The sequence below is a fragment of the Aeromonas sp. FDAARGOS 1409 genome (assembly GCF_019048705.1).
Lineage (GTDB): Bacteria > Pseudomonadota > Gammaproteobacteria > Enterobacterales > Aeromonadaceae > Aeromonas > Aeromonas sanarellii.
The window spans coordinates 2,358,327-2,379,988 of the sequence record NZ_CP077395.1; the positions used below are offsets into that span (position 1 = coordinate 2,358,327).

Annotated in this window: 18 protein-coding genes; 10 read left to right on the forward strand and 8 right to left on the reverse strand. The window is 62.3% G+C overall.

Annotated elements, in window-relative coordinates:
- Positions 1–62: 62 nt before the first annotated feature.
- The 3 genes from I6L39_RS11235 to I6L39_RS11245 all read left to right on the forward strand — a co-directional run bounded on the left by I6L39_RS11235 (position 63) and on the right by I6L39_RS11245 (position 2,571).
- A complete protein-coding gene (locus I6L39_RS11235) occupies positions 63–788 on the forward strand; it encodes a 3-ketoacyl-ACP reductase FabG2 (protein ID WP_216989696.1) in 726 nt (241 codons plus the stop codon).
- 55 nt (positions 789–843) lie between these two features.
- Entirely contained in the window at positions 844–2,070 is a 1,227-nt protein-coding gene (locus tag I6L39_RS11240; RefSeq protein ID WP_216989697.1) for a beta-ketoacyl-ACP synthase, read from the forward strand.
- A 162-nt stretch (positions 2,071–2,232) separates the two neighbouring features.
- Positions 2,233–2,571, forward strand: coding sequence for a DUF2541 family protein (locus tag I6L39_RS11245; protein ID WP_244462969.1), 339 nt, complete (start codon positions 2,233–2,235; stop codon positions 2,569–2,571).
- Between the two features lie 80 nt (positions 2,572–2,651).
- Here the strand turns inward: I6L39_RS11245 and mog are convergent, their stop codons facing one another.
- Complete coding sequence (gene mog / locus I6L39_RS11250) at positions 2,652–3,182, reverse strand: molybdopterin adenylyltransferase (RefSeq protein WP_042079165.1); 531 nt, start codon at positions 3,180–3,182, stop codon at positions 2,652–2,654.
- A gap of 407 nt (positions 3,183–3,589) precedes the next feature.
- On the opposite strand from mog, the gene I6L39_RS11255 reads away from it, so the two are divergent.
- The 4 genes from I6L39_RS11255 (at position 3,590) to folA (ending at position 5,998) form a co-directional block, all read left to right on the forward strand.
- On the forward strand, positions 3,590–3,928 hold the full coding sequence (locus I6L39_RS11255; RefSeq protein ID WP_042079166.1) for a DUF3135 domain-containing protein: 339 nt from the start codon (positions 3,590–3,592) through the stop codon (positions 3,926–3,928).
- Positions 3,929–4,146: 218 nt separating this feature from the next.
- Positions 4,147–4,944, forward strand: a complete 798-nt coding sequence (locus tag I6L39_RS11260) for a threonine/serine exporter family protein (protein ID WP_042079167.1) — start codon at positions 4,147–4,149, stop codon at positions 4,942–4,944.
- A gap of 67 nt (positions 4,945–5,011) precedes the next feature.
- Complete coding sequence (locus tag I6L39_RS11265; RefSeq protein WP_042079168.1) at positions 5,012–5,479, forward strand: threonine/serine exporter family protein; 468 nt, start codon at positions 5,012–5,014, stop codon at positions 5,477–5,479.
- Between the two features lie 24 nt (positions 5,480–5,503).
- A complete protein-coding gene (gene folA / locus I6L39_RS11270) occupies positions 5,504–5,998 on the forward strand; it encodes a type 3 dihydrofolate reductase (RefSeq protein ID WP_042079169.1) in 495 nt (164 codons plus the stop codon).
- Between the two features lie 66 nt (positions 5,999–6,064).
- On the opposite strand, the gene I6L39_RS11275 is transcribed toward folA, so the two are convergent.
- Genes I6L39_RS11275 through I6L39_RS11285 form a run of 3 tightly spaced genes read right to left on the reverse strand, consistent with a single transcriptional unit; the run spans position 6,065 to position 10,360 of the window.
- The gene (locus I6L39_RS11275; protein ID WP_216989699.1) at positions 6,065–6,871 is read right to left on the reverse strand and encodes a phosphoadenylyl-sulfate reductase; all 807 of its coding nucleotides are present in this window, start codon (positions 6,869–6,871) and stop codon (positions 6,065–6,067) included.
- Entirely contained in the window at positions 6,861–8,573 is a 1,713-nt protein-coding gene (gene cysI / locus I6L39_RS11280; RefSeq protein WP_216989700.1) for an assimilatory sulfite reductase (NADPH) hemoprotein subunit, read from the reverse strand. The genes I6L39_RS11275 and cysI overlap by 11 nt, the downstream gene beginning before the upstream one ends.
- A complete protein-coding gene (locus tag I6L39_RS11285; protein ID WP_216991786.1) occupies positions 8,573–10,360 on the reverse strand; it encodes an assimilatory sulfite reductase (NADPH) flavoprotein subunit in 1,788 nt (595 codons plus the stop codon). The genes cysI and I6L39_RS11285 overlap by 1 nt, the downstream gene beginning before the upstream one ends.
- 198 nt (positions 10,361–10,558) lie before the next feature.
- On the opposite strand from I6L39_RS11285, the gene I6L39_RS11290 reads away from it, so the two are divergent.
- Positions 10,559–11,359, forward strand: a complete 801-nt coding sequence (locus I6L39_RS11290; protein WP_216989701.1) for a PhzF family phenazine biosynthesis protein — start codon at positions 10,559–10,561, stop codon at positions 11,357–11,359.
- A gap of 105 nt (positions 11,360–11,464) precedes the next feature.
- Here the strand turns inward: I6L39_RS11290 and lysS are convergent, their stop codons facing one another.
- Positions 11,465–12,943: a lysine--tRNA ligase gene (gene lysS / locus I6L39_RS11295; protein ID WP_236749626.1), complete on the reverse strand. Its 1,479-nt coding sequence runs from the start codon at positions 12,941–12,943 to the stop codon at positions 11,465–11,467.
- A gap of 77 nt (positions 12,944–13,020) precedes the next feature.
- A protein-coding gene (prfB, locus tag I6L39_RS11300) for a peptide chain release factor 2 (RefSeq protein ID WP_157005485.1) occupies positions 13,021–14,119 on the reverse strand; the annotation gives its coding sequence in 2 pieces (ribosomal slippage) (positions 13,021–14,043 and positions 14,045–14,119; 1,098 coding nt in all).
- A gap of 249 nt (positions 14,120–14,368) precedes the next feature.
- Between prfB and I6L39_RS11305 the strand changes: the two genes are divergently transcribed.
- Positions 14,369–16,240: a methyl-accepting chemotaxis protein gene (locus I6L39_RS11305; protein ID WP_209793258.1), complete on the forward strand. Its 1,872-nt coding sequence runs from the start codon at positions 14,369–14,371 to the stop codon at positions 16,238–16,240.
- A gap of 191 nt (positions 16,241–16,431) precedes the next feature.
- Here I6L39_RS11305 and I6L39_RS11310 read toward each other — a convergent pair whose 3' ends face one another.
- Positions 16,432–18,723 (reverse strand): EAL domain-containing protein, encoded by a 2,292-nt coding sequence (locus I6L39_RS11310; protein ID WP_216989702.1) that lies wholly within the window; start codon positions 18,721–18,723, stop codon positions 16,432–16,434.
- A gap of 176 nt (positions 18,724–18,899) precedes the next feature.
- Complete coding sequence (gltS, locus tag I6L39_RS11315; protein ID WP_042079180.1) at positions 18,900–20,099, reverse strand: sodium/glutamate symporter; 1,200 nt, start codon at positions 20,097–20,099, stop codon at positions 18,900–18,902.
- 496 nt (positions 20,100–20,595) lie between these two features.
- Here gltS and ansA point away from each other — a divergent pair, with 496 nt between their 5' ends.
- Entirely contained in the window at positions 20,596–21,603 is a 1,008-nt protein-coding gene (gene ansA / locus I6L39_RS11320; protein WP_042079181.1) for an asparaginase, read from the forward strand.
- Positions 21,604–21,662: the final 59 nt, after the last annotated feature.

Genomic DNA, 21,662 nt, shown 5'->3' on the forward strand with positions numbered 1-21,662 from the left:
TCCTGGCGGGGTTGGTTGCATGCAACCGTCGAATTGTCTGTTTTTTTGAAGAGGGAGTGAGGATGAATTCCACCGTACTGGTGACCGGTGCCAGCAAGGGCATAGGCCGTGCCATCGCCCTGAGGCTGGCCGCCGATGGCTTTCATGTCGTGGTGCACTATCACAGCGATCGGGAAGGGGCCGAGGGTACCCTGAGTGAGCTGACGGCCGCGGGGGGGCAGGGGCGCCTCATCCAGTTCGATATCTCGGACAGGGAGCAGTGCCGCAGCCGGCTGGAGGGCGATATCGAGGCCCACGGCGCCTACTACGGGGTGGTCTGCAACGCCGGCGTCATCCGCGACGGTGCCTTCCCGGCGCTGACCGACGAGGAGTGGGACGGGGTGGTGCACACCAACCTTGACGGCTTCTACAACCTGCTCAAACCCTGCATCATGCCCATGATAGGGCTGCGTCGGGGCGGTCGCATCGTGACCCTCTCCTCGGTCTCCGGCATCATGGGGAACCGGGGCCAGGTCAACTACAGCGCGGCCAAGGCGGGCATCATAGGGGCCAGCAAGGCCCTGGCCCTGGAGCTGGCCAAGCGCAGGATCACGGTGAACTGCGTGGCCCCCGGCCTCATCGACACCGGCATGGTGAATGCCGAGGTGGAGGCGGAAGCGCTGAAGATGATCCCCCTCAAGCGGATGGGGCAGGCCGACGAAGTGGCGGGGCTGGTCTCCTATCTGATGTCGGACATCGCAGGTTACGTCACCCGCCAGGTCATCTCGATCAACGGAGGCCTGGTATGAGGGGGGACATGAGACGGGTTGACCCGGTGAAGGGGAACGGATGGAGAGTAGCAGCATGAAGCGTGTCGTCGTCACCGGCATGGCCGGCGTGACCGCCTTTGGCAATGACTGGCAGAGCGTGGGGCCCCGCCTCAGGGAGGAGCGCAACGCCGTGCGCGCCATGCCGGAGTGGGCCGTCTATGAGGGTTTGAATACCCGGCTGGCGGCCCCCATCGCGGACTTTGCGCTGCCGGCCCGCTATCCGCGCAAGAAGACCCGAGCCATGGGGCGGGTCTCTGAGCTGGCGACCGTGGCCACCGAGCTGGCCCTGGCGCAGGCGGGGCTGCTCGACCATCCGGTGCTGACCGGCGGGCGCACCGGGATCGCCTATGGATCCTCCATCGGCAGCACGGCCCCCATCAGCGCCTTTGGCGCCATGCTCAATGACAAGACCACCGCCAGCATCACGGCCACCACCTATGTGCAGATGATGCCGCACACGGCGGCGGTCAATACCGGGCTCTTCTTCGGTCTGCGGGGGAGGGTCATTCCCACCTCCAGTGCCTGCACCTCGGGCAGCCAGGGCATAGGTTACGCCTATGAGGCGATCAAGCACGGCTATCAGGATGTGATGGTTGCCGGGGGGGCCGAAGAGTTGTGCCCGTCCGAGGCCGTGGTATTCGATACCCTGTTCGCCACCAGCCAGATGAACGACACTCCGTCCCTCAGTCCCAGGCCGTTTGACCGGGACCGGGATGGCCTAGTGATCGGCGAGGGGGCGGGGACCCTGATCCTGGAGGAGCTGGAGCACGCCAGGGCGCGTGGTGCCCACATCATCGCCGAGCTGGTGGGCTTTGCCACCAACTGCGACGCGGCCCATGTGACCCAGCCCCAGCAGGAGACCATGCAGCTCTGCATGGCGCTGGCGCTGGCGGATGCCGGCCTCGAACCCAAGGACATCGGTTACATCAGCGCCCATGGCACGGCCACCGAGCGCGGCGATATTGCCGAGAGTCATGCCACCGCCGCCCTGTTCGGCGACAGTACGCCCATCTCCTCCCTCAAGAGCTATTTCGGCCATACCCTGGGGGCCTGCGGCGCCATCGAGGCCTGGCTCTCCCTGGAGATGATGGCCGAGGGCTGGTTCGCCCCTACCCTCAACCTGAACGAACCGGATCCGGCCTGCGCCCCCCTGGACCATGTCCGCAGCGGTGGCCGGATGCTGGATGTGGAGTACCTGATGTCCAACAACTTCGCCTTTGGTGGCATCAACACCTCCCTCATCTTCAAGCGCTGGGACTGACGGGGAGGCGCCCGTTCAGCCCTGGTCCAGCTTGGATTCAGCTCCAGTACAGCCTGGGTTTTGGTTCGGCTCATTAAGATGCCTCCATTTTCAGGAGGCATCATGTCCATTTCACACTCTCGTCAAGCTCACGCGCCCGGCCTGGTCGCGCTCTCGTTCTCCCTGCTGATGCTGGCCACGCCGGCCCTGGCGGATGATGATATTCGCCTTGGCAAGACACTGCTGCTGGGCGTGGGGGATTATCCAGCCACTATCCCCATGGTCATCTGTCGACCCGTCAAGTCGCTCATGGTGAAGGCGAGGCGGGATCTGACCCTGGACAGGGTCAAGGTGATCTACGGCAACGACCGCAGCAAGACCCTGCACTTTGACAGGAACCTGAAAGAGGGTCAGGAGTCTGGGTGGAAGTCCCTCGGCAGCCGGCTCTGCATCAAGAAGATAGAGGTCTACGGCAACTCGTCAGGGAGCAAGGCTGGCGTCGAGGTCTATGGCAGGAAGTAGCGGGCAGGGCGCGGCGCGAGACCATAAAACAAGGTGGTCGGTTCTTTCGTCCACCTTGTTCATGTCATGGAGAGAGTGGCTTATTTCTTGGGACGGAACGGCTTGATGACCGCCTCGTCGCACTCGAGATAGGGCCCTTCCATCAGATCGATGCAGTAGGGGATGGCGGGGAAGACAGCGTCCAGGCACTCGCGGATGGACTTGGGCTTGCCCGGCAGGTTGACGATGAGGGAGCTGCCGCGCAGGCCGGCGGTCTGGCGCGACAAGATGGCGGTCGGCACGAACTTGAGAGACTCTGCCCGCATCAGTTCGCCAAAGCCCGGCATCATGCGATCGCAGACCGCTTCGGTCGCCTCCGGGGTCACATCCCGCCTGGCCGGCCCGGTGCCACCCGTGGTGACGACGAGGCAGCACTGCTCTTCGTCGACCAGCCGAGCCAGGGTTGCCTCGATCTGGTCCCGCTCGTCCGGGATCACCTGGTAGACGGGCTCCCACGCCGAGGTCAGATAGGCGTTCAGCGTGTCTATGATGGCCTTGCCGGAGAGATCTTCGTAGATGCCCGCGCTGGCGCGATCGCTGACGGTGACGATACCGATTCTTGCCTTGCTCATGGTCTGCTCTTGGTTGTCCTAATAAGTGGAAAATAAAATAACATAATCAGTGAGATATGTTAAACCACCGGGTGGAGGCGGGAAGTCGGGTCATTCAGGCCGAGATTCGAACGAAAAACTATTTATGTCGCACCGATGAATAGCGCATAAGAGTGGCTATAAACGACTTTAAATTTTATAAAAAAACTGACGCAGGCAGATTGAAAACAATTTCATGAATCATAAGGAATAAATGAATTCCTCCCCGGCAAAACGCCCCCTTCTCCGGAAAGAAGGACTCCTGTGGCTCGGAGCTGACTGACCCAAATTCATCGCCATCCTATATAACCTTTCCTATGGACAGTGAAGGAGTGATGCACCGGCGGCGTCGTGCCGTGCCACCACCACAGGTCCAGCCAGGAGGAGACATGGAGCTGCCCGATTTCGACACCCTGAAGCACTGGGCCCTGGCCGACCCGAAACGGCTCGATGCGCTGCTGCACCAGCAGATAGATGCCCTGATCGCCCAGGTGGGACCGGAGCAGCAGCGGCGGTTGCGAGGCCTGCAATTTCGCATCGACTGTCAGCGCCGTCTCGCCAAGAACAATATGGACAGCTGCATCCGCATTGCCAATATGATGCACGAATCCGTCCATGCCATGCGCCACCATCTCATTCAGCTGCAGAACGAATCATCGGCCGAAACGCAGGATAACCCGTTGCCAAATAATGTTGTCCAGCTTGCGACCTACCGCAAAGAAAAATAACGCCTGGTCACCTGCCGGATATATATTCCCCTCCACTCTTTAATGAAGATCGCCCGGTGTTAAGCAACCTGGGCGATTTGTTTTTTATTTGCTGCAAATCCGCAGCGCCCATTGAATTAATACCCGCAAGGCCGGTGGTGCGGCAGATAGGGATGGAGAAATATCACGTTTGGGGTAATATCTCGGCATATTCCATCTTGCTAACACTCAAAGGGATCATGAGCAGCATCACACCAGGAAGGGAGCTGTCGCGGGAGCAGCAGACGGAGATCACCCGGATCATCGTCAAGGCGGGCCAGATGCTGGCCCAGTTTGGGGCCGAGAGCCGCATCATAGAGCAGACCACGGTCCGGCTCGGCATGGCGTTGGGGCTGGAGAGCGTCGAGATGGCCATCTCCTCCAGCGCCATCGTGCTCACCAGCCTCTATCGTGGCAGTTGCGTTACCACCACGCGCCGGGTGCGGGAGCACGGCATCAACATGCAGGTGGTGTGCGAGATCCAGCGCATCTGCATCATGACGGAAAAGGCGCTGATCGGTGCGCGGGAAGTGCGCCAGCGGCTGGAGGCCATCACGCCGTTCCATTACCACCCCTGGCTGGTGGTGCCCATGGTGGGCCTCTCCTGCGGCGCCTTCAGCCTGCTGTTCGGCGGTGACTGGCCCATCTTCCTGGTGACCTGCTTCTCGGCCTCGGTGGCGATGCGGGTGCGCCAGCTGATCGCCCGTCATCACCACAGCCCGCTCATCAACTTCGCCGCCACCGGCTTCATTGCGACACTGCTCTCCTCCAGCGCCACCTTCTTTGGCTGGGGCGAGCAACCCTATCTCGCCATGGCGGCCAGCGTGCTGCTGCTGGTGCCGGGGTTCCCGCTCATCAACGCGGTCTCCGACATGGTGAAGGGCTACTTCAACATGGGGCTGGCCCGCTGGGGCACGGCGACCCTGCTCACCATCAGTGCCGCCATCGGCATCATATTGGCCATGTCGGTCACCGGTATCTGGGGGTGGAAGGTATGAGGGGTTTGCATCAGGCGCCGAATATCACGCTGGCGACGTCGGTCGGCCGCATTCAAGGAGGAAAGGTATGATGGATCTGCTCTGGCTGCTGGCCAAGGATGCCTTCTGGTCGGCGATTCCGGCGGTGGGCTTTGCCATGCTGTTCAACGTGCCGCCACGGATGCTGAAATACTGCGCCATGGGGGGCGCGTTGGCCCACAGCCTGCGCACCCTGCTCATCCACTACGGCATGCCCATCGAGTGGGCCACCCTGGCGGCGGCGACCACGGTCGGCTTTGTCTGTGTCTACTGGTCGCGCCGTCTGCTGGCGCCACGCCCGGTGTTCAGCGTCGCCTCCATCATCCCCATGATCCCGGGCAGCTATGCGTTCAAGACCATGATCGCCATAGTGGAGCTCAACATCTCCGGGGTGACCATGGAACTGCTCCAGAGCGCGGTGGAGAACGGCTTGAAGGCTATCTTTATAGTAGGAGCATTGAGCTTCGGGCTGGCGATACCCTCCCTGGTCGTGTACCGTAATCGCCCCATTGTCTGAGTCAGGGTGCAAGAGACCGACACCATGAAAATTTCCATGATTGCCGCCATGGCCCACGATCGCGTGATCGGTCTGGACAACCAGATGCCCTGGCATATGCCGGCCGATCTGGCCCACTTCAAGCGGGTGACCCTGGGTAAGCCGGTGCTGATGGGGCGCAAGACCTTCGAGTCCATCGGCCGCCCGCTGCCCGGGCGCCGCAACCTGGTCATTAGCCGTAATCCGGGATTCAAAGCGCCCGGCATAGAGGTTTTTTCATCCATCGACGAGGTGTTGGCCACATTATCTGAGGCCGAGTCGCCAGAGGAGCTGATGGTGATAGGTGGTGGCCACCTCTATGGCCAGCTGCTGCCCCGGGCCGACAGGCTCTATCTGACCCGCATCGATCTGGCGGTGGCAGGGGACACCCGCTTCCCGGCGTTCGACGACGAGCAGTGGCTGCTCGTGGAGAGCGAGGCCCATCCCGCTGACGAGAAGAACCCCCATCCCTATCGCTTCGAGACCTGGCAACGGTGCTGAGTGCGCCGGCCCGAGACGACAACGCCCGGCACTGGCCGGGCGTTTTTTTATGGACGAAGGTCGGGCTCAGATGCCGGAGCCGTCGTTCTCGCCGTTCTCCTCGTGCAGGCCGCACTCGCGCTTGAGGCCGAAGAAGCGGGTCTGCTCCTCGCTCATGCCGGGCTCCCACTTGGTGGTGGTGTGCACGTCGCCGACCGACAGGTAACCCTGCTCCCACAGCGGGTGGTAGGGGAGGTCGAACTCCTTGAAGTAGTAGAAGACGTCCTTGTTGCTCCAGTCGATCACCGGCAGGAACTTGAAGCGACCGCGCTGGATGGCCAGCACCGGCAGCTTGCCCCGGCTGCCGGACTGCTCCCGGCGCAGGCCCGAGAACCAGGTGCGGGCACCGAGCTCGCTCAGGGCGCGGTCCATGGGCTCCACCTTGTTGAGCTGGTTGTAGCGGGTGATCCCCTCCACCCCCTGCTCCCACAGGAGACCGAAGCGGGCCTCCTGCCAGGCCGGACTGAGTTCGGCCCGGTAGATCTTGAGGTTGAGGGCGAGACGCTCGGTCAGCTCGTCGATGAAACGGTAGGTCTCGGGGAAGAGATAACCGGTATCGGTCAGCACCACGGGCACGTCGGCCCGCTCGCGGCTCACCAGGTGCAGCATGAGCGCCGCCTGTATGCCGAAGCTCGACGACAGCACGTGCTCCCCCGGCAGGTTGGCCAGGGCCCAGCGCACCCGCTCGGGGGCGCTCATGGCGTCCAGCTCCCGGTTGATGGGGGCCAGCGCCTCGGTCTGCTCCTCGCGGCTCAGGGCCAGCAGGGCGTCAAGGTCGAGTCGGCCGTCGGCGGTGCGCGCCAGCCGGGCTGTATCAGTCTGTTCAGGCTGCATAGAAGTCCCTCGCGGAGTCGATGACCGGGGCTATGATGCCGGCGCGAATGACGAAATCGCCGAAGCACTCGCCCGGGTTGCGATCCTTGGCCCAGCGGCCGATCAGGGTGTCCAGCTCCGCCAGGATCTGCGGCTCTGTGATGTTCTCCAGATGCAGGCGCGGGATGCGGGTCCCCTCGAGGTTGCCCCCCAGGTGCAGGTTGTAGCGTCCCGGCGCCTTGCCCACCAGCCCCACTTCCGCCAGCATGGCGCGACCGCAGCCGTTGGGGCAGCCGGTGACCCGGAAGATGATGGCGTCATCCGCCAGACCGTGCTTGGCCAGCAAGCCCTCGATGTCGGTGACGAAGGCGGGCAACATGCGCTCGGCCTCGGCCATCGCCAGCGGACAGGTGGGCAGGGCCACGCAGGCCATGGACTGCTTGCGCTGCTCGCTCACGCCGTCATCCAGCAGGCCGTACTGGCGCGCCAGGGCTTCGATGCGGGCCTTCTCACCGGCAGGCACGCCCGCGATGATGAGGTTCTGGTTGGCGGTCAGGCGGAAGTCACCCTGATGCACCTTGGCGATCTCCAGCATGCCGGTCTTGAGGGGCTTGCCCGGGAAGTCCAGCAGGCGGCCATTCTCGATGAACAGGGTGAGGTGGTGCTTGCCGTCGATCCCCTCCACCCAGCCGAAGCGATCGCCACGGCTGGTGAACTCATAGGGGCGAACCGGCCCGAACTGGATGCCGGCGCGGCTCTCCACCTCGGCCTTGAAAGCCTCGACGCCAACGCGCTCCAGGGTGTACTTGGTCTTGGCGTTCTTGCGGTTGACCCGGTTGCCCCAGTCGCGCTGGGTGCTGACCACGGCCGCCGCCACCTCCAGCACGTGGGAGAGCGGCACGAAGCCAAAGTCGCTCGCCTTGCGCGGGTAGGTGCTGGTGTCGCCATGGGTCATGGCGAGACCCCCGCCCACCAGCACGTTGAAGCCCACCAGCTTGCCGTGATCGCTAATGGCCACGAAGTTGAGATCGTTGGCGTGGATATCCACGTCGTTGTGGGGCGGGATCACGACCGTCGTCTTGAACTTGCGCGGCAGGTAGGTGGAACCCAGGATCGGCTCCTCGTCACCCCCCAGCTTCTCGCCGTCCAGCCAGATCTCCACGTAGGCGCGGGTCTTAGGCAGCAGGTGTTCGGAGATCTTCTTGGCCCACTCGTAGGCCTCTTGGTGCAGCTCGGACTCCACCGGGTTGCTGGTGCACAGCACGTTGCGGTTCACGTCGCCCGCGGTGGCTATGCTGTCGATGCCGGTGCTGTTGAGGGTCTGGTGCATCAGCTTGATGTCGCGCTTGAGTACGCCATGGAACTGGAAGGTCTGGCGGGTGGTCAGGCGGATGCTGCCGTAGAGGCTGTGCTCTTCGGCGAACTTGTCGATCACCTGCCACTGGGCCGGGGTGATGATGCCGCCCGGCAGGCGGGCGCGCAGCATGACGTTGTGCAGGGGCTCCAGCTTCTGGGCCGCGCGCTCCGGGCGGATGTCGCGGTCATCCTGCTGGTACATGCCGTGGAAGCGGATCAGCTGGAAGTTGTCGCCGTTGAAGCCACCGGTGAGGGGATCCTGCAGATCCTCGGCTATGGTGCCGCGCAGGAAGTTGCTCTCGCGCTTGAGGCGCTCGTTGTCGGAGAGCGGCCCTTCGACCGGTCCCGGAATCGTTTTTTTGCTCATCAGTAGACATCCCTTTGATAACGTTTGGCACGACGCAATTCGCTCAGATACTCTTCCGCCTCCTCACGGCTCTTGTGGCCGTGTTCGGCAATCACATCCAGCAGGGCCTCCTGCACATCCTTCGCCATGTGATTGGCGTCGCCGCACACATAGAAGTGAGCGCCTGCTTCCAGCCACTGGTAGAGCTCGAGCCCGGCTTCGCGCAGTCTGTCCTGTACATAGATCTTGTGGCCCTGATCCCGGCTGAAGGCCAGGGAAATTTTCGACAGCAGGCCCGATTTCACATAACGCTGCCACTCCACCTGATAGAGGAAGTCCTGGGTGAAGTGGGGGTTGCCGAAGAAGAGCCAGTTCTTGCCCTCCGCCCCCTGGGCTTCCCGCTCCTGCATAAAGGCGCGGAAGGGGGCGATGCCGGTGCCCGGACCCACCATGATGACGGGGGTGTCGGGGTTTTGCGGCAGGCGGAAATTGTCGTTGTGCTCCACGAAGACCCGTACCTCGGCATCTTCGGCCAAGCGGTCCGCCAGATAGGAGGAGGCGCCGCCTGAGCGCACAGTGCCATCTTCCTGCGGGTAGCGCACCACGCCGACGGTCAGGTGCACCTCCTCTTCCACCTCGCTCTGGGCGGAGGCGATGGAGTAGAGGCGGGGGGTGAGGGGGCGCAGCAGCGCGATCAGTTGATCGGCACTCAAGGAAGCCGGGAAGCGTTTCAGTACGTCCACCACCTGGGCGCTGGCCACCAGGGCGTTGACCTGGGCCTTGTCACCCGCCAGATCCTTGAGCGCCGCGTTGCCAGCGATCTCGGCGAGGCCCGTGATAAAGCCGCCGTGCAGCCGGGTCAGCTCGTAGTGACGGGTCAGGGCGTCCTTCAGGTTGCCATGGGGGGTGGCTTCGTCACCGGTCAGACCGGCCAGGGCCAGCACTTCCCCCACGAGATCTGCGTCGTTGTCGAACCAGATGCCGAGTGCATCTCCCGGTTGATAGGTGATGCCGGACTCTTCCAGGTTGATCTCGATGTGGCGGATATCCTTGGTGGAATCCCGGCCGGTGATCTTCTGGTTCACCGAGAGCCGTGCCGGGAAGGGGTTCTCCTTGTGGTACTGGCTGTGGCCGACGGCTTGCTGCACCGCGCCCGCCACGCTGGCGGTCGCGGAGCCTGCGGACAGGGTGGCGGCGACCGCAGTAACGGCCTGTTCGCCCCAGGCCTTGGCGGCATCCTGATAATCCACGTCCAGGCTCGCAAGCTCATAAATGCGCTCACCACCGGCTTTTGACAGGAAGCCGTCGAAATCCTTGCCGGTCTGGCAGAAGAACTCGTAGGAGCTGTCACCCAGCCCCAGCACGGCGAACCTGAGGCCGTCCAGCTTGCCGACCTTGCCCTTCTTGAGCTGCTCGAACAGATCGACGGCGCTCTCGGGGGGCTCCCCCTCCCCGTAAGTGCTCACTACCACCAGCAGGTGGCTCTCTTTCTTGAGCTGCTTGGGTTTGTAGTCCGCCATGGAGGTGAGGGTCACCGGCAGGCCGCGGGCCTCGGCCTGGGCCTTGATGGCGCTGGCCACGCCCTTGGCGTTACCGGTCTGGGAGCCGTAGAGGATGGTCAGGCTGCCGCCGGGGGCCGCGGCTTCTGCGCCTGCGGCCGCCACGGGCTGGACGCCCGCCTGGGAGAGGCCGTAGAGATAACCGCTGACCCAGGCCAGTTGCTGGGTATTGAGGGTGGAGAGAACTTGGTTGAGCTGGCGCTGCTGCTCGTCAGAGAGCGGGCTCAGGGTGGGGGCTGTCAATGGCATCACACATGTCTTCCATGGTCTGATTTTTGGTCAGGGTAAGGGGTGTAATGAATAACAACAAAGAATAAAAATATCTTCTTTATGCGATTTATGAATTTATAAAGCCAAAATCCATCTCAGCCTCGGGGCGCCCGTGATATAAAAATGGCCTTGCCGAGCCCCCTGTCCCGGGGATCTCTCATGCCCCAAGGAGCAACCATGTCCCGTCTCTATCATGTCAACGCCTTCAGCCATCACCCCTTCGGAGGCAACCCCGCCGTGGTGGTGCTGGGGGAGACACGGCCCGACGCCGAGCTGCAGGCCATGGCGGCGGAGTTCAACCTCTCTGAGAGCGCCTTTCTGACCCAACTGGGAGAGGGGCACTATGGGTTGCGCTGGTTCACCCCGCAAGTGGAGGTGGACTTGTGCGGCCATGGCACCCTGGCGGCGGCCCACGTGCTGTGGCAGACGGGGGAGGTGCCCGGGGATCTCCCCATCCGCTTTGAGACCCGAAGTGGCGAACTACTGGCCCGGCGGGAGGGGGAGTGGATCTGGCTCGATTTTCCGCGCATTGCCCCGGCGCCCCTCGAGCTGGATCCTGCCTATGGGGCGGCTCTTGGCTGCCAGCCTGTCCACAGTTTCGCGGCGGGGGCCAAGTTCCTGCTTGAGCTGGCCAGCGAGGAGGCGGTCCGCGCGCTCACCCCGGATTTTCACGCCCTGCGCGCGTTGCCCGGTCGCGGTCTGATGGTGACGGCGCCCTCGAGCGACCCGGACCATGACTTCGTCTCCCGCTACTTCGCCCCCTGGGTCGGGGTGGACGAGGATCCGGTGACCGGCTCCAACCACTGCGCCCTGGTGCCCTTCTGGGCCGAGCGGCTCGGCAAGATGCGGCTCAAGGCGCGCCAGATCTCGGCCAGAGGCGGAGAGCTCAGGCTCATCCTGCAAGGGGAGCGGGTGCTGACGGCGGGCCGGGCGCTGACCCTGTGGCAGGGGGCGTGGTTGTTGCCGCCGGCGATATAAAGCCGGGGCAGCCCGCCCTGGATCATCGGAGATAAAAAAACGCCCCGCAGTGCGGGGCGTTTCCATTGTGATCGCGCTAGGGAGGGAACCCGGCGGGGATCACACTTACTTCTGCGGACGCAGGGCCGGGAACAGGATGACGTCGCGGATGGTGTGGCTGTTGGTGAACAGCATCACCAGGCGGTCGATACCGATGCCCTGACCGGCGGTGGGCGGCAGACCGTGTTCCAGCGCGGTCACGAAGTCGGCGTCGTAGAACATGGCTTCGTCGTCCCCTGCGGCTTTCTGGTCAACCTGGGCCTGGAAGCGCTCGGCCTGATCTTCCGCATCGTTCAGCTCGGAGAAGCCGTTGGCCAGCTCGCGACCGCCGATGAAGAATTCGAAGCGGTCGGTGACGTCCGGGTTCTGGTCGTTGCGACGGGCCAGCGGGGAGACGGCGGCCGGGTACTCGGTGATGAAGGTCGGTTGCAGCAGCATGTGTTCCACGGTCTCTTCGAAGATCGCGGTGATCACGTGGCCCAGTTCCCAGCTCTTCATCAGCTCGATCTTCAGGCCCTTGGCGACGGCGGTGGCCTTCTCCAGGGTCGCCAGATCGTCACGGGTCACGCTCGGGTTGTACTTCAGGATGGAGTCCACCATGGAGAGGCGCTGGAACGGCTGACCGAAGTCGATGGTCAGGCCCTCTTCGCCCTCTTTGGCGTAACGGATCTTGGTGTCGCCCAGGATGTCCTGCGCCAGGGTGCGCAGCATCTCTTCGGTGAGATCCATCAGATCGATGTAGTCGGCGTAGGCCATATAGAACTCGAGCATGGTGAACTCGGGGTTATGGCGAACGGAGATGCCTTCGTTGCGGAAGTTGCGGTTGATCTCGTAGACGCGCTCGAAACCACCGACCACCAGACGCTTCAGATAGAGCTCAGGCGCGATACGCAGGTACATGTCGATGTCCAGCGCGTTGTGGTGGGTGATGAAGGGGCGGGCGGAGGCGCCACCCGGGATGACCTGCATCATGGGGGTTTCCACTTCCATGAAGCGCTTGTCGTTCAGGAACTTGCGGATGCCGGCCACCACCTTGGTACGGGTCACGAAGGTCTTGCGGGACTCTTCGTTGGCGATGAGGTCCAGGTAGCGCTGGCGGCAGCGGGCTTCCTGGTCGGTCAGGCCCTTGTGCTTCTCGGGCAGAGGGCGCAGCGCCTTGGTCAGCAGGCGGATCTCGCCGACGTGGACGGAGAGCTCGCCGGTGTTGGTGCGGAACAGGGTGCCCTCGACGCCGACGATGTCCCCCAGATCCCACTTCTTGAACTGTTCGTTGTAGAAGCCTTCCGGCAGGTCGTCACGGGTCACGTAGACCTGGATCTTGCCAGCCATGTCCTGCAGGGTTGCGAAGGAAGCCTTGCCCATGATCCGGCGGGTCATGATGCGACCGGCAATCTTCACCCGTTTATTCAAGGCCGCCAGCTCGTCGGCGCTCTTGTCGCCGAACTCGGCGTGCAGATCGCCGGACAGGCTGTCACGACGGAAGTCGTTGGGGAAGGGGTTGCCCTGGGCGCGCAAGGCGGCCAGCTTGGAGCGACGCTCAGTCATCTCGTTGTTCAGTTCGAGAGTCTGGTCGACTTCCGGGGTGGTGGTTTGTTCAGACATGGTGATTCCTGCTGCTCTGTTTACAGGCCTGATTTCAGGCTGGCTTCGATAAACTTGTCCAAGTCGCCGTCGAGTACGGACTGGGTGTTGCGGGTCTCGACGCCGGTGCGCAGATCCTTGATACGGGAGTCATCCAGTACGTAGGAGCGGATCTGGCTGCCCCAGCCGATGTCGGACTTGGTCTCTTCGAGGGCTTGCTTCTCGGCGTTCTGCTTCTGAATTTCCAGCTCGTAGAGCTTGGCCTTCAGCTGCTTCATACACTGATCTTTGTTCTTGTGCTGGGAACGGTCGTTCTGGCACTGCACCACCACGCCGGTCGGGATGTGGGTGATACGCACCGCGGACTCGGTCCGGTTGACGTGCTGACCACCGGCACCGGAGGCGCGGTAGACGTCGATGCGCAGGTCCGCCGGGTTGATCTCGATCTCGATGTCGTCGTCGATCTCGGGATAGACGAACACGGAGCAGAACGAGGTGTGGCGACGGCCACCGGAATCGAACGGTGACTTGCGGACCAGGCGGTGCACGCCGGTCTCGGTGCGCAGCCAGCCGAAGGCATACTCGCCGGTGAACTTGATGGTGGCGGACTTGATGCCGGCCACGTCGCCCTCGGAGCATTCGATGAGCTCGGGCTTGTAGCCGTGGGCATCACCCCAGCGCAGGTACATGCGCAGCACCATGTTGGCCCAGTCCTGGGCCTCTGTGCCGCCGGAACCGGACTGGATGTCGATGTAGCAGTCGGAGCCGTCGTGCTGACCGGAGAACATGCGGCGGAATTCGAGATCCACCAGCTTGGTTTCGAGCTCGTCGGCTTCGGCCACGGCCTCGTTGAAGGTCTCTTCGTCTTCCCCTTCGACCGCCAGGCTGACCAGCATCTCGACGTCCTCAACACCTTGTGTCAAGACGTCTATGGTGCTGACCACGTTCTCCAGGGAGACGCGCTCCTTGCCCAGCGCCTGTGCGCGCTCGGGTTCGTTCCAGACATCCGGCTGTTCCAGCTCGGCATTGACCTCTTCTAGACGCTCTTTCTTGGCGTCATAGTCAAAGGTACCCCCTAAGCAGCTCGGTCCTCTCAGACAGCTCCTTAAGCTTGTTTAATACAGGATTGACTTCAAACATCGTGAAAACTCTCGGGGTCGATGTGATTTAAAAACGGGATATTCTAGCCAATTGCAGAAGGAATAAACAGGGTTGGCTGGCCCCGGTCGCCTTCCGTCGCCGATTTCCCAGGCCATTTTCTTCATTTCCGGGCAAAATATCGTCCGTGGCGCCATTCTCAGCTTCAGTTTTGCTCTGACTGGCCGCTAACAACATATAGTGCCGTGCACTCGAGCAATCCTGTTCCTGACCCCACAAGAAGAAAACACGATGAAAAACCTATCACTCAAGCAGAAGATACTGTTGTCTGTGGTCATCGCCCTCTCCCTGGTGATCCTGCTGCTCTCCTGGCAGAGCTATACCAGTCAGAAGTCCCTGCTGCTGCAAGGCAGCCAGGAACAGGTGCAGCGTCTTGGCAGCCAGCAGGCGGCCAGCGTCAGCGACTGGCTCGCCGCGCGCCGTGACGTGATCCAGGCCCTTGGCAACAAGGCCGGCCCCGAGCCCCTCAACGCGCTGCAACAGGCCCAGGTTTCCGGCCGCTTCCAGCTCACCTATTTCGGCGAGGGCAGCGGCAAGATGCACGACTCCGACCCCTCCATCAACCGCGACGGTTACGATCCCCGCTCCCGTGGCTGGTATCAGGAAGCCATGGCCAAGGGCGGCATGATAGTCACCAAGCCCTACCTGGACGTGGCCTACAACATCCTGGTGGTGACCCTGGCCCAGCCGGCCCAGGGCGGCGTGGTCGGCGGCGATCTCTCCATCGCCTCCCTGGTGGAGGACGTCACCAAGATGGCCCTGCCGGCGGACGGCTTCGCCATCCTGATGCACAAGGACGGCACAGTGATCGCGTACAAGGATGCTGCCAAGGCGATGAAGCCGGCCAGCGAGATCGACAACGATCTGACTAACGCCCTGATCGAGCAGAGCAAGAGCAGCAACAGCCTGGTGCCGGCCTACTTCGACAACGAGGGCCGTGACAAGCTGCTGTGGGCGGTGGACATCCCGAACACCGACTGGGAGCTGGTGCTGGTGCTGGACAAGGCGACCCTGGAGGCGCCGCTCTCCTCCCTGCTGATGACCCAGCTCGGCCTGGCCCTGCTGGTGCTGGTGGGCAGCATCCTCGCCATCTCCTGGCTGGTCAGCCTGCTGCTCGGCCCCCTCACCAAGGTTTCCCAGGCCCTGGCCCGCATCGCCGACGGTAACGGCGATCTGACCCAGCGCATCAAGATCGACGCCAACGACGAGGTGGGCCAGCTCGCCAACAGCTTCAACCGCTTCGTGGGCAGCCAGCATCAGCTGATCGGCAACATCCGCCAGCTCGCCAACGAGCTGAACGCCGATGCGGAGCGCAGCCTGGTGACCAACCAGGCCGCGGTGGAAGAGCTGCAGCGCCAGCAGCAGGAGGTGACCATGGTCGCCACCGCCGTCACCGAGATGGCGAGCGCCACCATGGAGATCGCCGGCAACGCCGAGAACACCGCCGCCGCCGCCCAGCAATCCGCCCAGAGCAGCGAGCAGGGCAAGATGCTGGTGAACCAGACCCGCCACTCCATCAACAACCTGGCGGAGGAAGTGGGTCAGGCCACCGGCGTTATCGGCGAGCTGAGCCGCCACGCCCAGGCCATCTCCGGCATCCTCTCCACCATCCAGGGCATCGCCGAGCAGACCAACCTGCTGGCGCTGAACGCGGCCATCGAGGCGGCCCGTGCCGGTGAACAGGGTCGCGGTTTCGCCGTGGTGGCGGACGAGGTTCGGGTGCTGTCCCGCCGCACCCAGGACTCCACCCAGGAGATCCAGTCCACCATCGAGACGTTGCAACAGACCACGGCCCGCGCGGTGAGCCTGATGCAGACCAGCCAGGGGCTGGCGGACAACAGCGTGAAAGACGCCGATGCTGCCGCCGCCGCGCTCGAAGAGATCACCCAGGCCGTCTCGCTGATTTCCGACATGGCGGGCCAGATCGCCACCGCCGCCGAGGAGCAGACCCAGGTGACCGGCGAGATCACCCAGAACACCACCGCCATCAAGGACGTGAGCGACGAGATCACCGCCGCCGCCATGCGCGACCTGGATCAGGCGCACAACCTCAAGGGGCGAGCCACCGACCTGAACAAGCAGGTGTCGACCTTTATCCTGTAAGACGCCAGTCGCAGCCTGTTCGAGCTGACATAAACAAGCCCCGCACTCGAGAGAGCGCGGGGCTTGTTCGTCAGGGGCTGCGGGTATGTCGTCAACGCTGCTTGCGGCGAAACGCCAATTGTGCCTGGCGTGCTCGCCTGGGGACGCCAGCGAACGAAGGCATCCCTTCGCTGGGCGCAGGTCTCTGTCAATCAGGCGGGGGTCTTGCCAGTGTTTAGTTCAAGCCAATGAGTCAGATCGGTTTTGTTCATGGGATGCGCGAACAGGTAGCCTTGCATCAAATGGCACCCCAACTGGTAGAGCTGCACGCGCATCTGCTCGGTCTCGACGCCTTCCGCAATGACGGGCATCTCCAGTTCGCGTCCCAGTAAAAGTGCCGCCTTGACGAGCCTTTCATCTCCTTTCAGCAGCGTCTGGGTAAAGCTGTAGTCCAGTTTGATCGCATCGATAGGCAGGGACAGCAAGCGCTCCAGGGAGGAGTAACCGGTGCCAAAGTCATCAAGATGGATTTTGAATCCCGCTTGATTCAGTGCCAGCAGTTGATCTTCCAAGCGACCGTGATTCTCGGCAAAGAGACTCTCCGTGAGTTCAAAATGGATGGCGCTCCTCGGCAACTGATGACGATCGGCCAGCTCGGCGAGTTGTGTCACCAGCTCTGGCTCCATCAATTGCAGCACCGACAGATTGATGTTGATGTTCAGGTCGGGGTAGGCACATCTCAGTTCACGCAGCGTTCCCATCGCCTGGTCGGCAATCCACTTACCCAGGGGGATGATCAGTCCGGCCTGTTCTGCCAGAGGGATAAATTCACTGGGGGGACAGAACCCCGTTGGGGTGGGCCAGCGGCACAGGGCTTCCACCATGGCGACGCTGCCACCTTCCACATCCACTATGGGTTGATACCAGACCTCAAATTGCCGCAGTTGCAACGCTTCCCGCAATGCCTGTTCCAGCTGCATGCGCTGTGAAAGCTGCTGATGCAGTATATCCCGATAACAGCGGTAGCAATGTTTGCCCGCCCGCTTGGCATCGTACATGGCCAGGTCGGCGTTCCGGATGAGATCATCTGCGCTCATGGCGCCATCATCGTAAGCGATTCCGATGGAGGCTCCGACCTGGATTTTTCGCCCTCCCTGCTCGATTTGCTGGCCGGATATAGTGAACATCAGACGCTCGGCGAGCGAAATGGCGCCTTCTTCCTCTCTGACCATCTTGGTGATGATGGCAAATTCGTCACCACCTATGCGAAACAGCATGTCTTCACCACGAATCACCTGCTTGAGGCGTTCTGCGATGGTTAGCAAGACCCGATCCCCTGTCTCGTGTCCCAGGCTGTCATTGAGGGTCTTGAAATCGTCCAGATCGATCATCAGCAAGGCAATGCGGCAACGGTCATGTTTGGTGAGCAGGCAGGGATGCTGATTGAGCTGCTCGCTCAAAAATTTCCGATTGCCCAATTGGGTCAGCCCATCGCGTCTGGCCTCATCGTAGAGGGCCTGCTCCGAGAGTCGGAGCTGCTCCACCATGCTATTGAGCGCCTTGGCCAGAGTATCGAACTCGGGGTTACCCGATAGAGGCCAATGTTTGCTTGTTGGCTGCAGGCTGCTGTATTGCTCGGCCAGGCGGGTAAAAATGGTGAGCCGACGCATCACCATTCGTTCATAAATGGTAATAGTGCCCAGGCCGGCGGCGATCAGGAGCAGGGTTGAGTTGATGAGTAGCATGCGATTGCTGAGCCGCTGTTGCGTCAGCAATTGGTGATCTGGGGGGATGCGCAGTATGAGCCGATTGGTATTCTCGCTGTCTGGCAGAGCGCGCTGCTCGGCAAGGGGGGCCCCCCCTGTATCTCGGAGAAACTCGATGTCCAGCTTGGTCATGTCCCGGATCTGTTGCACGCCTGTCCCATCAAGTTGGCGGATCATGGCTATCCAGCCCTCCAGCTGCGGGTTGGTGGCATCAGGGTCGTGAACAGGATGAACCGCTAGCAGGATGGGGTGCTCTTGATACCAGCCGTTCAGTGTGTATCCCCGTGTGCCTGGTGATGACCAGTAGCGGGTGAGATAGTCCTGCGTTTTGGTCCAGATGGGGTGGGTGTTGCCCAGCGTCACGTAGGTCGCTCCCCCTCTACCGATTACACGATAGAGCGAGTGATCCGGTCTGATGAACAGGACAAAGTGGGCATTGAGGTTATCCAGTGTTCCCGCGTTGAAGTTCTCGTCGAGATAAGTGGGCAAGTTGCCATGGATAAAGCGAATGGAGTCTCGCCATTCGGCATAGTCTCGTGTGCTGATCATGAGGCTCTTGTGCATGGATTCAATGTACAGCTGGGCACGATCCAGGGCTGCTTGCTGATTATGCTCGTTTAGAATCCGGGTATTGGCAGAGAGTACTGTCGTGCTGACGCCATAGCTGATGGCTGCTGCGCATGAGATCAGCAGCAGAAGATAGAGAGACACTTTATTGCGCAGACTGTTGAGTCTCACCACATCACCTCACATTGACTACGTCGTAAGCCAATAGTAGTGGAAGGTGATCAAGGCGGTCGCTGTCTGACTCCTATTACGCAAAAAGCCCCCTCTTCGCAAAAAGAGGGGGCCTCGGTCACCAGAATCCCTAGGGTTGAGGGTTCATGTGCCTATTGCGTCTGAGAGGACGGGAATTACAGGAAGGGCAGTGCCAGGAACAGCTTGATCACCACGGCGTTGATGATGTCGATGAAGAAGGCGCCCACCATGGGCACCACCAGGAACGCCATGTGGGACGGGCCGAAGCGCTGGGTGATGGCCTGCATGTTGGCAATTGCCGTGGGGGTGGCGCCGAGGCCGAAGCCGCAGTGGCCCGCCGCCAGCACGGCCGCGTCGTAGTTGCTGCCCATGACCCTGAAGGTGACGAACACGGCGTAGAGCGCCATCGCCACCGTCTGGGCCGCCAGCAGCACGAAGATGGGTAGGGCCAGGCTCGCCAGATCCCACAGCTTCAGGCTCATCAGGGCCATGGCCAGGAAGAGCGACAGGCTGACGTTGCCGAGCAGGGAGACCTCCCGATCGCTCACCTCGTGCCAGTTCAGCAGGGTCAGGACGTTGCGCAGCAGCACGCCGACGAACAGCACGCAGACGAAGACCGGCAGCTCCAGGGCGCCGCCCTTGAGGTAGGCGGAGAGCATCTCGCCCCCCTTCAGGCTGATGGCGATGAGCGCCAGGGTCTCGATCACGCTGAAGGTGGTCAGCGGCCGCTCCATGTCCGGCATCTCGAAGCCCTGGGGGGCGTCGTCCCGGTTGTGCTCCTCGCCGGGCACCTGCACCTTCTTCACCAGATGACGGGCCACGGGGCCGCCGATCACCCCCCCCAGCACCAGGCCGAAGGTGGCGCAGGCGATGGCGAGCTCGGCGGCGGACTGCACCCCGTACTTCTCGGTGAAGATGGAGCCCCAGGCGGCCCCGGTGCCGTGGCCGCCGGACAGCGTGATGGAACCGGCCAGCAACCCCATGTGGGGATCCAGACCCAGCAGGGTGGCCAGACCCACCCCCAGGCTGTTCTGCATCAGCAGCAGGCCGGTGACCACCAGCAGGAAGGTGAGCACCGCCTTGCCGCCGCGCTTGAGGCTGGCGAGATCGGCGGAGAGGCCGATGGAGGCGAAGAAGGTCAGCATCAGCGGGGTCTGCAGGCTGGTGTCAAATTGCACCTCCAGTTGCAGGGTGGAGCGCAGCAGCAGCAGGATCAGGGCGACCACCAGGCCACCGGCCACGGGTTTGGGGATGTTGAAGGTGCGCAGCGGCCCGATCCGGTTGACCAGCAGACGGCCGAGCAGCAGCACCAGAGTGGCGGCGACCAGGGTGGTGTAGGAATCAAGTTGTAGCATTCGGTACTCCCATGTTGATCGGCTGTGTCTTTGGCGAGAAAGACGCACAGATCCAGCCGGGATGAAACAGAGTGGCGAAGGCGCCAATTACAGAGGGGGCCTGGGCCCCGTCCCACGCGAAAATGGGAACGATACGAGCCCGTCAGCGGCGGGCGTTCAGATGAGATTCTTGAGAAATCCGGCGGATATTAGCAAAAAACATCGTTTATATCCATGTTCATCACATTAATGATTAAAGCAAGACGTTAACATAGAATTTAACACTGCCATGCGGAGTCCGCTGCGAAGGGCGGTGATGCAGTCGCGGCTGTCATTTGGGGCGACACTCTTTATAATTCGCCCGTTTCCAGCCCGCAGGGGGAAGCAGGAAGTGAAGGACGCGGCTGATGCCCGATATTTCCCCCTGTCCGCACCAGGATACTGGGCGTGAGGAGGGAACGTGTCGGTTGAGCCCCAACATGATTTGCCGGTTTCCAGTCCACAAAGAGGAGAGGGTGTGAAGAAGTCCATCTACATCGCCTACACAGGCGGCACCATAGGGATGCAGCGTTCCGACCACGGCTATGTGCCGATGGCGGGCTTCATGGAAGACTGTCTGGCGCGGATGCCCGAGTTCCATCGACCGGAAATGCCGGATTACCATATCCACGAATATGCTCCCCTCATCGACTCTTCCGACATGACGCCGGCGGATTGGCAGCGCATCGCCGAGGACATTAAAGGCAACTACGAGCAGTACGACGGTTTTGTCATCCTGCACGGCACCGATACCATGTCGTTCACCGCCTCGGCGCTCTCCTTCATGCTCGAGGATCTGCACAAGCCGGTGATCATCACCGGCTCCCAGATCCCGCTCGCCGAGCTGCGCTCCGACGGTCAGCAGAACCTGCTGAACGCCCTCTACATCGCGGCCAACTACCCGATCCACGAGGTGACGCTGTTCTTCAACAACCAGCTCTATCGCGGCAACCGCAGCAAGAAGGTGCACGCCGATGGCTTCCACGCCTTCGACTCGCCGAACTACCCGCCGCTGCTCAACGCCGGCATCGCCATCTCCCTGGAGGCCGGTGAGCTGGGGATGCCCTCCGATCGCCCCCTGGTGCTGCACGACATCACCCCCCAGCCCATTGGCGTGGTGACTCTCTACCCCGGCATCTCGGCGGAGGTGATAGCGAACATCCTGCAGCAGCCGGTGCGTGCGCTGATCCTGCTCTCCTTCGGGGTGGGCAATGCACCGCAGAACCCGGCCATGCTGGCGCTGCTCTCCGAGGCCTCGGCCCGCGGCGTCATCATCGTCAACCTGAGCCAGTGCCTGCACGGCAAGGTCAACATGGGGGGCTATGCCACCGGCAACGCCCTCTCTCGCGCCGGGGTCATCTCGGGCTTTGACATGACCGCCGAGGCGGCGCTCACCAAGCTGCACTTCCTGTTGAGCCAGGATCTGCCGGCCCCGCGCATCCGCGAGCTGATGCAGCAGTCGCTGCGCGGCGAGCTGACCCCCTGAAGGTAAAGCTTGCTGCACAGCGCAAAGAGAGAGGGGAGCCATATTGGCTCCCCTCTGTA

Bases quoted from the DNA above. Each gene is read 5' to 3' on its own strand.
- I6L39_RS11235 (WP_216989696.1), top strand. From the start codon at position 63: ATGAATTCCACCGTACTGGTGACCGGTGCCAGCAAGGGCATAGGCCGT.
- I6L39_RS11240 (WP_216989697.1), top strand. From the start codon at position 844: ATGAAGCGTGTCGTCGTCACCGGCATGGCCGGCGTGACCGCCTTTGGC.
- mog (WP_042079165.1), bottom strand. From the start codon at position 3,182: ATGAGCAAGGCAAGAATCGGTATCGTCACCGTCAGCGATCGCGCCAGC.
- I6L39_RS11255 (WP_042079166.1), top strand. From the start codon at position 3,590: ATGGAGCTGCCCGATTTCGACACCCTGAAGCACTGGGCCCTGGCCGAC.
- I6L39_RS11260 (WP_042079167.1), top strand. From the start codon at position 4,147: ATGAGCAGCATCACACCAGGAAGGGAGCTGTCGCGGGAGCAGCAGACG.
- I6L39_RS11265 (WP_042079168.1), top strand. From the start codon at position 5,012: ATGATGGATCTGCTCTGGCTGCTGGCCAAGGATGCCTTCTGGTCGGCG.
- folA (WP_042079169.1), top strand. From the start codon at position 5,504: ATGAAAATTTCCATGATTGCCGCCATGGCCCACGATCGCGTGATCGGT.
- I6L39_RS11275 (WP_216989699.1), bottom strand. From the start codon at position 6,871: ATGCAGCCTGAACAGACTGATACAGCCCGGCTGGCGCGCACCGCCGAC.
- cysI (WP_216989700.1), bottom strand. From the start codon at position 8,573: ATGAGCAAAAAAACGATTCCGGGACCGGTCGAAGGGCCGCTCTCCGAC.
- I6L39_RS11285 (WP_216991786.1), bottom strand. From the start codon at position 10,360: ATGCCATTGACAGCCCCCACCCTGAGCCCGCTCTCTGACGAGCAGCAG.
- I6L39_RS11290 (WP_216989701.1), top strand. From the start codon at position 10,559: ATGTCCCGTCTCTATCATGTCAACGCCTTCAGCCATCACCCCTTCGGA.
- lysS (WP_236749626.1), bottom strand. From the start codon at position 12,943: ATGACTGAGCGTCGCTCCAAGCTGGCCGCCTTGCGCGCCCAGGGCAAC.
- I6L39_RS11305 (WP_209793258.1), top strand. From the start codon at position 14,369: ATGAAAAACCTATCACTCAAGCAGAAGATACTGTTGTCTGTGGTCATC.
- gltS (WP_042079180.1), bottom strand. From the start codon at position 20,099: ATGCTACAACTTGATTCCTACACCACCCTGGTCGCCGCCACTCTGGTG.